Origin of the sequence: Phaeobacter sp. JH20_26 (assembly GCF_048056275.1) — a bacterium.
Taxonomy (GTDB): Bacteria; Pseudomonadota; Alphaproteobacteria; order Rhodobacterales; family Rhodobacteraceae; genus Phaeobacter; species Phaeobacter bryozoorum.
The window spans coordinates 446,230-460,103 of record NZ_JAYMWL010000013.1; the positions used below are offsets into that span (position 1 = coordinate 446,230).

Here is a 13,874-nt window from a genome sequence, read left to right on the forward strand (position 1 = left end):
GGCTGGCATATATCGGAGTGCCGATCTCAGCCGGTCTTACATGAAGGCATCGGGCATCGAGGCTTTCTTCTCGGCGACATAGGCCTCCAGCCTGCTCAGCACTTCAGGATCGAGCGGCGGCGCCTGATAGGCGTCGAGCAGCGTTTCCACCCGGCTGCTGGCCAATGCAACGGTGTCACGCGCACCTTCTTCTTCCCAGGTTTCAAAGGGCTTGTAGTCCAGCAGCTCGGATTTCCAGAACGCGGTCTTGAAATTCGCCTGCGTATGGGCGCAGCCAAGGTAGTGACCACCGGGACCAACCTCGCGGATGGCGTCCATGGCCTGGGCTTCCTCGTCCACGGCAACACCTTTGGCAAGACCATGCAGCGCGCCCAGCTGATCGGCGTCCATCACGAACTTCTCGAAATCGGCAACCAGACCGCCCTCGAGCCAGCCGCAGGAGTGCAGCTGGAAGTTCACGCCCGACAACAGGCCCATGTTGAGCGAATTGGCGGTTTCATAGGCCGCCTGCGCGTCGGGCAGCTTGGAGCCACAGAACGATCCGGCCGAACGGAACGGCAGGTTCATCCGGCGTGCAAGCTGACCGGCCCCATAGGTCACCAGCGAGGCTTCCGGCGTCCCGAAGGTCGGCGCACCGGAGTTCATATCGATCGAGGAGACAAAGGCGCCGAAGATCACCGGCGCACCGGCGCGGATCAGCTGGCTATAGGCCACGCCTGCCATCACCTCGGCCAGAACCTGAGTCAGCGTACCGGCAACCGAGACCGGTGCCATGGCACCGCCAACGATAAAGGGCGAGATGATGCAGGCCTGGTTGTGGGCGGCGTAGACCTCCAGCGCACCCATCATCACATCGTCAAAGGTCATTGGCGAGTTGATGTTGATCAGCGAGGTCATCACGGTGTTGTCGCGCACGAAATCCTTGCCAAAAAGGATCTCGCACATCTCGATGGAATCCTGCGCCCGGCTGGGCTCGGTCACCGACCCCATGAACGGCTTGTCGCTCAGGGTCATATGCGCCATCAGCATGTCGAGGTGGCGTTTGTTCACCGGTACGTCGGTCGGCTCGCAAACGGTACCGCCGGAATGGTGCAGCCATTTGGACATATAGCCCAGCTTCACGAATTTCTGGAAATCATCCAGCGTCGCGTAACGGCGCCCGCCCTTGGCATCGCGCACAAACGGCGGGCCATAGACCGGTGCCAGCACCATGTTCTTGCCGCCGATGACCACGGATTTCTCCGGGTTGCGGGCATGTTGGGTGAATTCGGACGGCGCCGTCTTGCACAGCTCGCGCGCCAGGCCGCGCGGGATCCGAACCCGCTCGCCATCAATCGTGGCCCCGGCCTCGCGCCAGCGCTCCAACGCGCCGGGGTTGTTCACGAAGTTGACACCGACCTCTTCGAGGATGGTTTCGGCGTTGGCTTCGATGGTCTGCAGCGCCTCTTCGCTCAACACTTCGAAATTCGGAATATTCCGCTCGATGTATTTTGCGGTATCAATCTTGACGCCGGTTCGTTCTGCGCGACGGGCGGCACCGCCGCCTCCACGAGCGCGACGGCGCGGTGCTGCTGGAGCTGCTTCTGTCATGGTTGTTCCTCACCACAGGCATTTCGTTGCTGGTGTGATTATAGCGCCCAAGACCAAAGCCGCCGCAGGATTACGGCCATTGAAGTTGAAAAGCGACATTCCCGACAGGTTTCTCGCGCCTGCGGCCCGATATCGGCCGTAAGAGGCCGCGCGACAACCGGATCAGAGATTGTGCAAACGCGGCCCGAAACACGAAAATATCTTGCGAATTTCGCGCCGCTGCCCTATGGCGCGTGCATGACAGAGACATCCCACGACCGCCTTCTCATCATCGACTTTGGCAGCCAGGTCACGCAGCTGATTGCGCGCCGCCTGCGCGAACTGAATGTCTATTGCGAAATTCACCCCTACCAGAATGTCACGATGGATTTTGTGCGCGAAATGGCGCCCAAAGCCGTGATCTTTTCCGGTGGCCCGGACAGCGTGACCCGCGAAGGCAGCCCCCGTGCGCCGCAGGAAATCTTTGACCTTGGCGTGCCGATCCTGGGGATCTGCTATGGTCAGCAGGTGATGATGCACCAGCTGGGCGGCAAGGTGCTCTCCGGCCATGGCACCGCTGAGTTCGGTCGCGCCTATGTGACGCCGACGGTCAGCAGCCTGCCGCTGCTGGATGGCTGGTTTGCAGATGACAGCGACCGCGAACAGGTCTGGATGTCTCACGGTGATCATGTCAGCGAAATCGCGCCCGGTTTTGAGGTCTACGGCACCTCGCCCAACGCGCCTTTTGCCATCACCGCCGATGTGTCGCGCAATTTCTACGCGGTTCAGTTCCACCCGGAGGTGCATCACACCCCCAATGGTGCGAAACTCTATGAGAACTTTGTCAAGATCGCAGGTTTCACCGGCGACTGGACCATGGGTGCCTACCGCGAACAGGCGATCCAGGCGATCCGCGATCAGGTGGGCGACAAGAAAGTCATCTGCGGCCTCTCCGGCGGCGTTGACAGCTCGGTTGCGGCGATCCTGATCCACGAGGCCATCGGCGACCAGCTGACCTGTGTGTTCGTGGACCACGGGTTGCTGCGCAAGAACGAGGCCGAAGAGGTCGTCACGATGTTCCGTGACAACTACAATATTCAGCTGATCCACGCAGATGAAAGCGATCTGTTCCTGGGCGAACTGGACGGCCAGTCCGACCCGGAAACCAAGCGCAAAATCATCGGCAAACTGTTCATCGACGTGTTCCAGAAACACGCCGACACGATCGACGGCGCCGACTTCCTGGCGCAGGGTACACTCTACCCGGATGTGATCGAATCCGTGTCCTTCTCGGGCGGGCCGTCTGTCACCATCAAGTCGCACCACAACGTCGGCGGCCTGCCGGAGAAGATGGGCCTGAAGCTGGTCGAGCCGCTGCGCGAGCTATTCAAGGATGAAGTCCGCGCGCTTGGCCGCGAACTGGGCCTGCCGCAAAGCTTCATCGGTCGCCACCCCTTCCCCGGACCGGGCCTTGCGATCCGCTGCCCCGGCGAAATCACCCGTGAAAAACTGGAAATCCTGCGCGAGGCGGATGCGATCTATATCGACCAGATTCGCAAGCATGGTCTCTATGATGAAATCTGGCAGGCCTTTGTGGCGATCCTGCCCGTTCGCACCGTCGGCGTGATGGGCGACGGCCGCACCTATGACTACGCCTGTGCCCTGCGCGCGGTGACATCTGTCGATGGTATGACTGCCGATTATTACCCGTTCAGCCACGAATTCCTGGGTGAAACCGCCACGCGGATCATCAATGAGGTCAAGGGTATCAACCGTTGCACCTATGACATCACCTCGAAGCCTCCGGGCACGATCGAGTGGGAATGATCTAAGCCCCTGAAACCCCGGCCAACTGGCCGGGGTTTTCTACGACGACGACGCGTAATCATATGTTTCATTTAGACTTTTAACGTTTTGATCAGTTCTGGCTGCGAGGTTTCGGACATGTCTGAAACGAAGCACATTTGAATGATTATTTGCCACCCTCTCAAACTGATTTTCATTAAGACCAAGAAGGTTGGTGGAACCTCGTTTGAAATCGCACTGTCCAGCTATTGTGATGAAAGCAGCATCATCACACCAATCAGCCCAAAGGATGAAGAGAAGCGGAGGGCGTTGGGCTAGCCCGGTCCTCAGAACCATCAGACCCAGACCTGGCCGGATGGAAACGAGGGCACGCAGGTTTTCTTCGATCACATGACCGCCGGACAGATCCGCGCCGCAGTTCCTCAGGATATCTGGGAGACCTATACCAAAGTAACGATCCGGCGTGATCCCTACGATGCTATGGTTTCCCGCTACTACAACGAGGCGATGGATCAGAGAGATGTTCCGCTTGATATCTTTGTCGGGCGCTACCGCAGCCTGTTGAGCGAAAACCGCCGTATTGCACCACTGGATGGTCCGAATTCCGCAGATGTCGTGCTGCGCTATGAGCATCTTGAGGAGAATATAAATGCGCTTGATATCGACGGGCTTTGGGAGCGGCTTTCAAACCTGAACGCCAAGGCGCCGATGCCTGCGAATACTGGCGCTGATGCGACCAGGCTCTTCACAGCCCACCCGGAAGCGGCGGACGTGATCGAGGTCGAGGCCGTTGGCGAAATTTCCCGGTTCGGCTACACCCGCCCGGCACTGGCTGCCGCAGTCCCAACTCTTGCCACGCAGGTGTCAGAAAACGCTCAACAACGCTTAAAGCCTGAATTCATCTTCACCCTCTCTGCCGGACGTACGGGCACCGCATGGCTTGCGAAATTTCTGGGTGAGAACCTGAATATACCGTCGGTGCATGAGCCGCTTGGCGCGAATGACTATGGCATTCGTACGCCCAGTATTGGACACATGCGTGGGTTCAATACCTACGGGATGAACGCGAATGTCTGCGACTTCTGGGAGGGCAAACTGGGCAACCTGCAAGCCCCCTATGCGGAAAGCAACCATACATTGGGCAAATGCGGGTTGATTGAGGCGCTGGTGGAACACGGTTTAGCGCCGCGAACCCGCGTGATCATCCTGCGCCGCAACCTTGGCAAACAAATCGCAAGCTATGTGAACCGTAATGATTTTTGCAATATTACAATACCTTGGCAATGGTACCTGCATCCGACCTACAATCACAAGATCCTCGACCCCGCGCCGTTCGAGCAAATGGGCGAAATCGGCATGGCGATCTGGTATGCGCTGGAGATGGAAGTGCGCTACGCCTACTACAAACAACTCTACGGCGACCAACTTCACTTTATCGAAACCACGCTGGAGCAGGCCACGACGCCGGATGGCGCTCGAAACCTGCTGCAAGAGCAGGGCCACACCGCAGGAGCGATCCTGCCGCAGAAGGTCAATGCGTCGCCACAAGGCAGCGCCACGACCAATGCGCTGGTTGAGGAAATCGAGACGCTGCTGTCACGGTTGGGGTTTGCTGCCGACACGATAGCGAAGGAGTATATCGAGCGCGGGAACCGGCTGGACCTCCCCTCACTGCCCCACGCGGCAATGCTCAAGCAGACGGTTGCCGCCGAATAAACGCCTGTTCTGCGCGGCCCGGCCCCGCGACGGCAGCCGCGCAGAGATGACTTGACCCGCCTGCTAAATTAGCCCTTCTTCGTGACCAACGGGCAAAGGGGAGGCCATGGCGCAGGGTGAGTTAAGAATAGGCACGGCTGCGCTCTGGATGGTCGGGGCGATTGTCTCGTTTTCCTCGATGGCCATCGCTGGCCGCGAAGCCGGGTTGAGCCTCGACACCTTTGAGATCATGACCTATCGCAGCGCCGTCGGGCTGGTGATTGTTGTCATCTGTCTGACCGCCACCGGCAGCTGGGGCCAGGTGCGGCGTGATCGGCTGGGCCTGCATCTGATCCGCAATGCCGCCCATTTCACCGGACAGAACCTGTGGTTCCTTGCGGTAACGCTGATCCCGCTTGCACAGGTTTTTGCGCTGGAGTTCACCTCGCCGCTCTGGGTGCTGCTGCTGTCACCGCTGCTGCTGGGCGAGCGGCTGACGAAGCCCCGCGTATTGGCCGCCGCGCTAGGCTTTGTCGGCATTTTGATCGTGGCCCGCCCCAGCCCGGAGACGCTGAGCCTTGGCGTTTTTGCGGCAGCGGCCTCAGCCATCTTCTTTGCGCTGACCATCCTCTTCACCAAAAGGCTGACCCGGCACGAGCCCATCAGCTCCATTCTGCTCTGGCTCACGCTGCTGCAACTCGGCATGGGGCTGGTGATATCGGGGTGGGACAGGCAGATCACTCTCCCAAATGCCGCAACGGCACTTTGGCTGCTGATTATCGGCTGCGCCGGGCTTGCGGCGCATTTCTGCATGACCAAGGCGCTCTCCATTGCCCCGGCCACCGTTGTGGTGCCGATTGATTTCGCCCGACTGCCCACCATCGCCGTGGCCGGAATGTTGATTTACGGTGAAGCGCTTAACCTCTGGGTACTGATCGGGGCTGCGGTCATTTTCTGCGCAAACTACATCAATATTCTGGATGCCGCCGGACGTTTCCGCGCGCCCCGCCGACACGGTCATTCTGCCTGATTTTCTTGCCGTTGATTGCCTTTGCGTCAACATTGACCGAAAAAATCCCCCTTGCTAGCGTTTCGCAATGTAAAACCAGGCGCCCAAGTCTGGACAGGGAGGAACAATGAAACGCTATCTTGCAACGTCAGCAGCGCTGGCGCTGGCTTCCGGCGCAGCTATGGCAGGCGGTCTTGACCGCACCGGCCAGCCCGTTGGGATCATCTTTGAAAAAGGGAACTACGCAGAGCTCTCGTTCTCGCACACCAACCCGGATGTAACCGGCACGGACGTGCGGACGCTCAACCCTGCCGGAACCCCGAGCGGCAATGTCGCACTGAGCTTCAACCAGATTTCCGGTGGCATCAAATACGACCTGAACGACCGCGTATCGTTCTCGATGATTTTTGACCAGCCGTGGGGGTCGGACATCAGGTATCCGAGCGCAGATGCCAACCCGATCACACCCGGCTCTTTCCTGCTTGGCGGAACCACAGCGATTGCCGATTCAGAAGCAATCACCGGGATCGTTCGCTACAAGTTCAACGAGAATTTCAGCGTGCACGGTGGTATTCGTTACCAGCAGATCAAGGGCGACATCACCCTGAAAGGGCTTGCCTACAACAGCCCCTTGACACCCGGCAATGATCTCGACGGTTATAACGTCAGAGTAGCGCGTGATGGCGCGGTTGGCTGGCTGGTTGGTGGTGCCTATGAGCGTCCCGACATCGCCCTGCGCCTGGCTGTGACTTATCAATCTGAGATCGAGCATACCTTCGCCACCACCGAAAGTCTGCCGGATGTCCCGGGCACGACCTTCAACGGATCGACGACAACCAAGACTCCTCAGTCGCTTAACGTTGATTTCCAGACCGGTATTGCTAAGGACACGCTCCTGCTGGCCGGTATTCGCTGGGCCGAGCATAGTGTCGTCAAACTACGCCCCAGCACTGCCAATGTCGATCTGATCGACCTGTCTGACTCGGTGTCCTACACGCTGGGTGTCGCGCGCCGGTTCAACGAAAATCTAGTCGGCTCGATCAGCCTCGGCTATGAAGCCGAAGACAGCGACAATCTGGTGTCGCCGCTGGCCCCGACCAATGGCTACAAGAGCATCTCAGTCGGGCTGCAATACACCAAGGATCAGTTCAAGATCTCGGGCGGCGTGCGCTATACCGACCTTGGCGATGCCTTTGCTGAGACCGGAACGCCGGATGTCGCCCGCGCCTCCTTCAGCGGCAACAAGGCGGTCAGCGTTGGCGTGAAGTTCGGCTACTACTTCTGATCCTGGCGTAGACCTGCGTGCGCCACAGGCAGCGCTGGAACAAAGACAGGTACAGGACCAGTTCTCCCCCGCATCCTATGGTGCGGGGGTTTTGCGTGGTCCATCGCCAGCCGCCGCGCCCAGGTCCTCCAGCGCTGCCGATTGACCCGCAGGCCCGGGGCGATTAGCAAGGCAAGGAACCAGAAGGGACCGGATTTCACATGCTCTATTCGTCTGCCGAAGATTGGCGCAATGCGGCGCATAAGCGGGTTTTGTTCTTTGGCATGTCCGGACTGGGCAAAACCTATATCAGCAATATTCTGCGCGGCGCGGGCAGCTGGTTCCACTACTCGATCGATTATCGGATCGGCACCCGATACATGGGCGAATATATCGCCGACAACGCCAAGGCAGAGGCGATGAAAGTGCCGTTTCTACGCGATCTGCTGCTGTCGGATTCGATCTATATCGGCTCCAATATCAGCTTTGAAAACCTGACACCCGTTGCCTCCTATCTGGGCAAGCCCGGCAATCCGGCCAAGGGCGGGCTGGCAATGGCGGAATATACCCGCCGCCAGGACCAGTTTCGCACCGCGGAACTGAACGCGCTGCGCGATACCGGTTATTTCATCGACCGGGCCGAGCGGCTCTATGACTATCCGAATTTCATCTGCGACACCGGCGGCAGCATCTGCGAATGGGTCGATGCCAGTGATCCAAGCGATCCGCTGCTGAGCGAGCTTGCTAAACACACGCTGATGGTCTGGATCAAGGGGGACGACGCCCATACCCAGGAGCTGATCCGCCGGTTCGATCGCGCCCCCAAGCCCATGGCCTATGAACCGGCTTTCCTCGCCCGCGTCTGGCAAGAGTATCTAAAGGAAAACCACCTATCTGAAAACGAGGTGGACCCTGACAGCTTCATCCGCTGGACCTATGCCCAGGCGCTGGCCCATCGCCAGCCCCGCTATGCCGCCATGGCTAAGAACTGGGGCGTGACGGTCACGGCGGATCAGATTTCGGGCATCCGCAACGAGGCCGATTTCACAGATGTGATTGCGGGCGCTCTTGAGGCGCGCGGCTAGGCCTTCTACATCACAGCGCCAAGACTCCGTCCAGAACGGGCGGAGCATAGACCAAAGGACACGACATGCCGATCAAGATCCCTTCTGACCTGCCCGCCTATGACGTTCTCACGAACGAAGGCGTGATGGTCATGTCGCCGGATCAGGCGGCCCGTCAGGATATCCGTCCGCTGCGCATCGGCCTGCTCAACCTGATGCCGAAGAAGATCCAGACCGAGAACCAGTTTGCCCGGCTTATCGGCGCCACACCTTTGCAGATCGAGCTGTCCCTGATCCGCATGACCGAACATCAGACCCGCAACACCGCCGCAGAGCATATGGCGGAGTTCTACCGGCCGTTCCAGGAGATCAAGGACGAGCGTTTTGACGGTCTGATCATCACCGGCGCGCCGATCGAACATCTCGAGTTCGAGGATGTCACCTATTGGGATGAGCTGTGTGAGGTCTTTGACTGGACCCAGACCAATGTGCATTCCACCTTTGGTGTCTGCTGGGGCGGCATGGCGATGATCAACTATTTCCATGGGGTGAAGAAACACCTCTTGGATCACAAGGTCTTTGGCTGTTTCCGGCATCAGAACCTTGATCCCGCATCCCCCTATCTGCGGGGGTTTTCAGATGACTGTGTCATTCCGGTGTCGCGCTGGACCGAAATCCGCCAATCTGAAATTGATGCCCGACCCGGCCTGCGCAGCCTGCTGGGCAGCCCCGATGCCGGCCCCTGCCTCATCGAGGATCCCAGCCACCGTGCGCTCTATATCTTCAACCATTTCGAATACGACAGCGATACGCTGAAGCAGGAATATGATCGCGATATCGCCAGCGGCACGCCGATCAATATTCCGATGAACTACTACCCGGACGACGATCCCAGCCGCAAACCGCAGAACCGCTGGCGCAGCCACGCGCATCTTCTTTATGGCAACTGGATCAATGACATCTACCAGTCCACCCCGTTTGATATGGCGCAGATTGGGCGTTAAGCGCGTGCTGACAGCGGGTCTGATTCTGGCGCTTGCGGCTGGCGGGACGCTGTGGCGGGCCAAGGCTCGCGAGGCGGACGCCATCGCCGCCTATCCGCCGCTCGGCAGCTTTGTCACGGTTGATGGCCAGCAGCTGCACCTGCTTGATCTGGGGCAGCCGACACCCCGGCCCGACGGGCTGCCTGCGGATGCGGCAGCGCCGGATCTGGTGTTGATCCACGGCGCCAGCGGGCACATCCGCGATATGACCTTCCGGCTGGCCCCGGCCCTCAGCAGCCGCTTCCGGGTGATCATCGTGGATCGCCCCGGGCTGGGCTATAGCGATCCCACCGGTGGCGCGCAGGCGTCCCTCAGCAAGCAGGCCGCCATCATTCGCCAAGCGGTTGCCGCTCTGGGTGCAGAGCATCCCATCGTGCTGGGCCAGAGCTATGGCGGCGGTGTCGCCCTCGCCTGGGCGCTGGATGCGCCCGACAGCCTCTCGGCGCTGGTCACTGTCGGCGCGGTCTCCCATCCTTGGCGGACGCCGCTCAGCACCTTTTACAAGGTCACTTCCTCGCCGCTGGGCCAACGGCTGGCGGTGCCGCTGCTGACCGCCTATGTGCCCGAAAGCACCATTCGCGACACCCTGACCGAGGTCTTTGCGCCGCAGGCCGTGCCAGCGGGGTATTTCGAACATTTCGGCCCGGGGCTGACCCTGCGCCGCTCCGCCCTGCGGGCCAATGCGCGGCAGCGCGCTGACCTTCTGGCCGAAATCAGAGCGATGGCCCCCCGCTACGGCGATCTCAGCCTGCCCATTGAGGCGGTTCATGGCAGCGCCGACACCACGGTGGGGCTGGATCTGCACGCGCGCCAGCTGGAGCGCGATGTCCCCTCGCTGAACCTCACGGTGCTGGATGGCGTCGGCCATATGCCACATCAGGTGGCCACCGATGCGGTTGTGGCGGCAGTAGACCGGGCGGCGGCGCGGGCAGCTACGGCACGGAATTTGCGTTAAAACGATTCACATTTCGCCGCAAAGCCCCATATAAGGGACAGAAGACAGAAGGAATTTTCTATGCCCCTGCCCTTTGACGGCGCAATCAGCGCGTTCTACGAGACCAAGGCCCCAGAGGAAATCCGCGCCGCGATCAAAGCTTCGCAGAAGGATGACCTGCTGGATCCGGGCTTTCCCTATGACACGCGGATGAGCCGCAAGCGCTATGAGAAAGAGATGGCGCGGCTTCAGATCGAACTGGTCAAGATGCAGTCCTGGGTGCGTGAGACCGGGGCACGTGTCGCCATTCTCTTTGAAGGGCGCGACGCCGCTGGCAAGGGCGGCACCATCAAACGGTTTCGCGAAAACCTGAACCCGCGCGGAGCGCGGATCGTGGCGCTGTCAAAACCCAGCGAGCGGGAACAGACCCAGTGGTATTTCCAGCGCTATATCACCCATCTGCCCGCCGCAGGTGAGATCGTCTTCTTTGATCGCAGCTGGTACAATCGCGGCGTGGTCGAGCCGGTCTTCGGCTTTTGCACCGACGGTCAGCGCGAACGGTTCTTTGATCAGGTCAACGGCTTTGAGGAGGCGCTGGTCGAGGATGGGATTCAGCTGTTCAAGATCTGGCTCAACGTCGGACGCGCCGAACAGCTGCGGCGGTTCCTCTCGCGCGAGACCGATCCGCTGAAGCAGTGGAAACTCAGCCCGATCGACGTCAAAGGTCTGAGCCTCTGGCAGGAATACTCCACCGCCATTACGGATACGCTGACACGTAGTCACACCGAGCACGCCCCCTGGACCATCGTGCGCTCCGACGACAAGCGCCGGGCCCGGCTGGCCGCCATTCGACGGGTGCTGCACGCCGTCGATTACACCAACAAGGACGCCAAAGCGCTTGGCGATCTGGATGATTCCATCAGTGGCGGACCGGATCTCTGGGATGCCTAAGCGGGGGTATCACCACGGCAACCTGCGCCAGGCGCTGGTCGAAGCCGCACTGAAGCTGATCGAGGCCAAGGGCCCCACCGGCTTTACCCTGTCGGAGGCGGCCAAACAGGCCGGCGTCACCCCGGCCGCGGTCTATCGTCACTTCAACGGGCGCGAGGATCTGATCGCCGAGGCAGGCCGTCAGGGCTATGTGATGTTTGCCGATCTGATGCAGCACGCCTATGACAAATATCAACCTTCGGCCCTGGCAGCGTTTGAAGCGACGGGCCGGGCCTATCTCGCCTTTGCGCGCAAACATCCAGGCCATTACATCGCGATGTTCGAAAGCGGGATCTCCGTCAACCGTACGCCTGAGCTGGCCGAGGCCGCCAACCGCGCCCGTGCCATTCTGGAACGCGCCGCCGCAGATCTGAGCAAACATATCCCGGCCGAAAAACGCCCGCCCGCCTCGATGTTCTCGGCGCATGTTCTGGCGATGAGCCATGGCGTGGTGGAGCTATATGCCCGGAACTCTCCCGGTGCGGCCTCCCCCTTCCCGCCCGAGGATCTGCTGGAGAGCGGCATCGGCATCTACCTGCGCGGGCTGGGCCTGATCGAACCGGACAGCTAAGACTGACCGCTGCGCAGGCTCAGGCAGCATTCGAACAATCCACACAAAGAAAAGGCCGCAGATTGCTCTGCGGCCTTTTCCAAATCCATGTGATCCAGCGATTAACGCTTGGAGAACTGGAACGAACGACGCGCTTTGCGGCGGCCGAATTTCTTACGCTCGACAACACGGCTGTCGCGGGTCAGGAAGCCTGCGGCTTTCAACGCGCCACGCAGCGACGGATCGTACAGCTGCAGTGCTTTGGAGATGCCGTGCTTGACCGCGCCGGCCTGACCGGAGAGGCCACCGCCCTTGACGGTTGCGTAGACGTCGAATTCGCCTTCGACACCGGCAACCTGGAACGGCTGGCGCAGGATCATCTGCAGCACAGGGCGTGCAAAATATGCGTTCAGCTCTTTACCGTTGACGGAGACCTTGCCGGAACCCGGCTTGATCCAAACGCGGGCAACCGCGTCTTTCCGCTTACCGGTGGCATAGGCACGGCCCAGCTCGTCGCGAACAGGTTCGCGCACGATGGTTTCTTCGGCTACGGTTTCTACGCCTGCAACGGCGCCGAGCTCTTCGAGAGTGTTGATCTGATCAGCCATCGGTCTCAGCTCCGGGTGTTTTTCTTGTTCATGGATTTGACATCCAGAACCTCGGGGGACTGGGCTTCATGCGGGTGCTCGGCACTTGCATAGATGCGCAGGTTGGTCATCTGCTGACGCGACAGACGGTTGCCGGGCAGCATCCGCTTGACGGCCTGATAGACAACGCGCTCGGGGTGGGCACCGTCCAGGATTTCCTGTTTGGTGCGGGATTTGATACCACCGGGGTGGCCGGTGTGCCAGTAGAAGTGCTCTTCGCGCTTCTTGCCGGTCATCTGGATCTTGTCAGCGTTGATCACGATGACATTGTCGCCCATATCCATGTGAGGAGTGAAGGACGGCTTGTGCTTACCACGCAGGCGCATGGCGACGATCGAGGCAAGACGGCCCAGCACCACGCCTTCGGCGTCGATGATGATCCACTTCTTCTCGATGTCTGCCGGTGTAGCAGAGAAGGTTTTCATAGCAGGTCAATCCTGTTTGACGTGAAGGGCACCCCCAAAACGGCGCGCCCGAATTCGATGGACGGGGTTTACGGCAGGCCTGCGCATAGGTCAACACCCTGAAATCATATTAAAACGTTTAAATACAGTATCTTACAAAATAGGTATTATAACACCCCATATTTGAACACCCTCGGATACGCTCCTGCCCCGATCCAGACCGCATCTGTCGTCGCGGAACAGGTCTGGGCTCCTTTTCAGCCGGTGTTTCACACGCTAAAGCTGCACCTGAAAGACAAATTATAGGATCCTACTACATGTTTCGAAAACTTGCTCTGGTTGGCGCCCTGCCGCTGGCCCTTGGTGCCTGCATGCAAAACGCCGAAGTCACCGCTCCCCCGGTGACGGTCGCGCTCAAGAATCAAGGCTCAACAGCGCCGCGCGTTCAGGGCTACAAAGAGCTGACCTTCCGCACGCATGTCGTGCTGGACAAGGAAAAGATGAAGGCGACAGGCGGTCAGCCCAGCAGCGCCAACATGCGCGAAGTTGTAGGCGCCCGGTGCACCGTCGAAAGCGCCGAATTCAAGGCGACATTCATCACCCCGGCTCTCGTCAACGTTCCGGTGCTCAAACGCCGTCCGACCCCGGCCTATGTGCAATGCGACGCGGGCCAACAGTCCGGCCAGACCACGCTTAAACCTGAGCTGAACGGCACAGTGGTTGGTGGGGCCTCGGCAGCAGGTCTTCTGGCCGCTGCCATCACCGCTGGCATCGCTGCTGGTCGCGACAACTGGTCTTTTATCGGGAACCACACCTCGGGCGTGTCGATCCTGGTCGAATAAGCACCCCGGTCGATCACCGCTTACATATAAGGGGGGCCTGAGTGTTCAGGTCCCCTT

13 protein-coding genes are annotated in these 13,874 nt (G+C 59.9%); 10 read left to right on the plus strand and 3 right to left on the minus strand.

Annotated features, from left to right (window positions below; genetic code table 11):
* Positions 1-36: 36 nt before the first annotated feature.
* The gene (locus tag VWY60_RS07895) at positions 37-1,590 is read right to left on the minus strand and encodes a trimethylamine methyltransferase family protein (protein WP_416535996.1); all 1,554 of its coding nucleotides are present in this window, start codon (positions 1,588-1,590) and stop codon (positions 37-39) included.
* Positions 1,591-1,827: 237 nt separating this feature from the next.
* Between VWY60_RS07895 and guaA the strand changes: the two genes are divergently transcribed.
* The 9 genes from guaA to VWY60_RS07940 all read left to right on the plus strand — a co-directional run bounded on the left by guaA (position 1,828) and on the right by VWY60_RS07940 (position 11,945).
* Entirely contained in the window at positions 1,828-3,396 is a 1,569-nt protein-coding gene (gene guaA / locus VWY60_RS07900; RefSeq protein ID WP_340545477.1) for a glutamine-hydrolyzing GMP synthase, read from the plus strand.
* A gap of 369 nt (positions 3,397-3,765) precedes the next feature.
* On the plus strand, positions 3,766-5,091 hold the full coding sequence (locus tag VWY60_RS07905) for a hypothetical protein (RefSeq protein WP_416540223.1): 1,326 nt from the start codon (positions 3,766-3,768) through the stop codon (positions 5,089-5,091).
* Between the two features lie 106 nt (positions 5,092-5,197).
* On the plus strand, positions 5,198-6,100 hold the full coding sequence (locus tag VWY60_RS07910; RefSeq protein WP_416540224.1) for a DMT family transporter: 903 nt from the start codon (positions 5,198-5,200) through the stop codon (positions 6,098-6,100).
* A 106-nt stretch (positions 6,101-6,206) separates the two neighbouring features.
* Entirely contained in the window at positions 6,207-7,364 is a 1,158-nt protein-coding gene (locus tag VWY60_RS07915) for an OmpP1/FadL family transporter (RefSeq protein ID WP_416540225.1), read from the plus strand.
* 200 nt (positions 7,365-7,564) lie between these two features.
* Positions 7,565-8,428 (plus strand): ATPase, encoded by an 864-nt coding sequence (locus tag VWY60_RS07920; protein ID WP_416540226.1) that lies wholly within the window; start codon positions 7,565-7,567, stop codon positions 8,426-8,428.
* A 65-nt stretch (positions 8,429-8,493) separates the two neighbouring features.
* Positions 8,494-9,411: a homoserine O-acetyltransferase MetA gene (gene metA / locus VWY60_RS07925; RefSeq protein WP_340545472.1), complete on the plus strand. Its 918-nt coding sequence runs from the start codon at positions 8,494-8,496 to the stop codon at positions 9,409-9,411.
* Positions 9,401-10,405 (plus strand): alpha/beta fold hydrolase, encoded by a 1,005-nt coding sequence (locus tag VWY60_RS07930; protein ID WP_416538707.1) that lies wholly within the window; start codon positions 9,401-9,403, stop codon positions 10,403-10,405. The genes metA and VWY60_RS07930 overlap by 11 nt, the downstream gene beginning before the upstream one ends.
* 60 nt (positions 10,406-10,465) lie before the next feature.
* A complete protein-coding gene (gene ppk2 / locus VWY60_RS07935) occupies positions 10,466-11,335 on the plus strand; it encodes a polyphosphate kinase 2 (protein ID WP_340545470.1) in 870 nt (289 codons plus the stop codon).
* Positions 11,328-11,945 carry a TetR/AcrR family transcriptional regulator gene (locus tag VWY60_RS07940; protein WP_340545469.1) on the plus strand — a complete coding sequence of 206 codons (618 nt, stop codon included), beginning with the start codon at positions 11,328-11,330 and terminating at the stop codon, positions 11,943-11,945. Before ppk2 ends, VWY60_RS07940 begins: the two co-directional genes overlap by 8 nt.
* 101 nt (positions 11,946-12,046) lie before the next feature.
* Here the strand turns inward: VWY60_RS07940 and rpsI are convergent, their stop codons facing one another.
* Together rpsI and rplM are read right to left on the minus strand one after the other, a co-directional pair.
* Positions 12,047-12,532, minus strand: coding sequence for a 30S ribosomal protein S9 (gene rpsI, locus VWY60_RS07945; RefSeq protein ID WP_416536010.1), 486 nt, complete (start codon positions 12,530-12,532; stop codon positions 12,047-12,049).
* A gap of 5 nt (positions 12,533-12,537) precedes the next feature.
* A complete protein-coding gene (rplM, locus tag VWY60_RS07950) occupies positions 12,538-12,996 on the minus strand; it encodes a 50S ribosomal protein L13 (RefSeq protein ID WP_260101830.1) in 459 nt (152 codons plus the stop codon).
* A 296-nt stretch (positions 12,997-13,292) separates the two neighbouring features.
* Between rplM and VWY60_RS07955 the strand changes: the two genes are divergently transcribed.
* Positions 13,293-13,817, plus strand: a complete 525-nt coding sequence (locus VWY60_RS07955; RefSeq protein WP_340545468.1) for a hypothetical protein — start codon at positions 13,293-13,295, stop codon at positions 13,815-13,817.
* Positions 13,818-13,874: the final 57 nt, after the last annotated feature.

Coding starts and splice junctions, on each gene's coding strand:
- rpsI (WP_416536010.1), bottom strand. CDS start 12,532: ATGGCTGATCAGATCAACACTCTCGAAGAGCTCGGCGCCGTTGCAGGC.
- ppk2 (WP_340545470.1), top strand. CDS start 10,466: ATGCCCCTGCCCTTTGACGGCGCAATCAGCGCGTTCTACGAGACCAAG.
- rplM (WP_260101830.1), bottom strand. CDS start 12,996: ATGAAAACCTTCTCTGCTACACCGGCAGACATCGAGAAGAAGTGGATC.
- VWY60_RS07920 (WP_416540226.1), top strand. CDS start 7,565: ATGCTCTATTCGTCTGCCGAAGATTGGCGCAATGCGGCGCATAAGCGG.
- metA (WP_340545472.1), top strand. CDS start 8,494: ATGCCGATCAAGATCCCTTCTGACCTGCCCGCCTATGACGTTCTCACG.
- VWY60_RS07910 (WP_416540224.1), top strand. CDS start 5,198: ATGGCGCAGGGTGAGTTAAGAATAGGCACGGCTGCGCTCTGGATGGTC.
- VWY60_RS07905 (WP_416540223.1), top strand. CDS start 3,766: ATGACCGCCGGACAGATCCGCGCCGCAGTTCCTCAGGATATCTGGGAG.
- VWY60_RS07955 (WP_340545468.1), top strand. CDS start 13,293: ATGTTTCGAAAACTTGCTCTGGTTGGCGCCCTGCCGCTGGCCCTTGGT.
- VWY60_RS07915 (WP_416540225.1), top strand. CDS start 6,207: ATGAAACGCTATCTTGCAACGTCAGCAGCGCTGGCGCTGGCTTCCGGC.
- VWY60_RS07895 (WP_416535996.1), bottom strand. CDS start 1,590: ATGACAGAAGCAGCTCCAGCAGCACCGCGCCGTCGCGCTCGTGGAGGC.
- guaA (WP_340545477.1), top strand. CDS start 1,828: ATGACAGAGACATCCCACGACCGCCTTCTCATCATCGACTTTGGCAGC.
- VWY60_RS07940 (WP_340545469.1), top strand. CDS start 11,328: ATGCCTAAGCGGGGGTATCACCACGGCAACCTGCGCCAGGCGCTGGTC.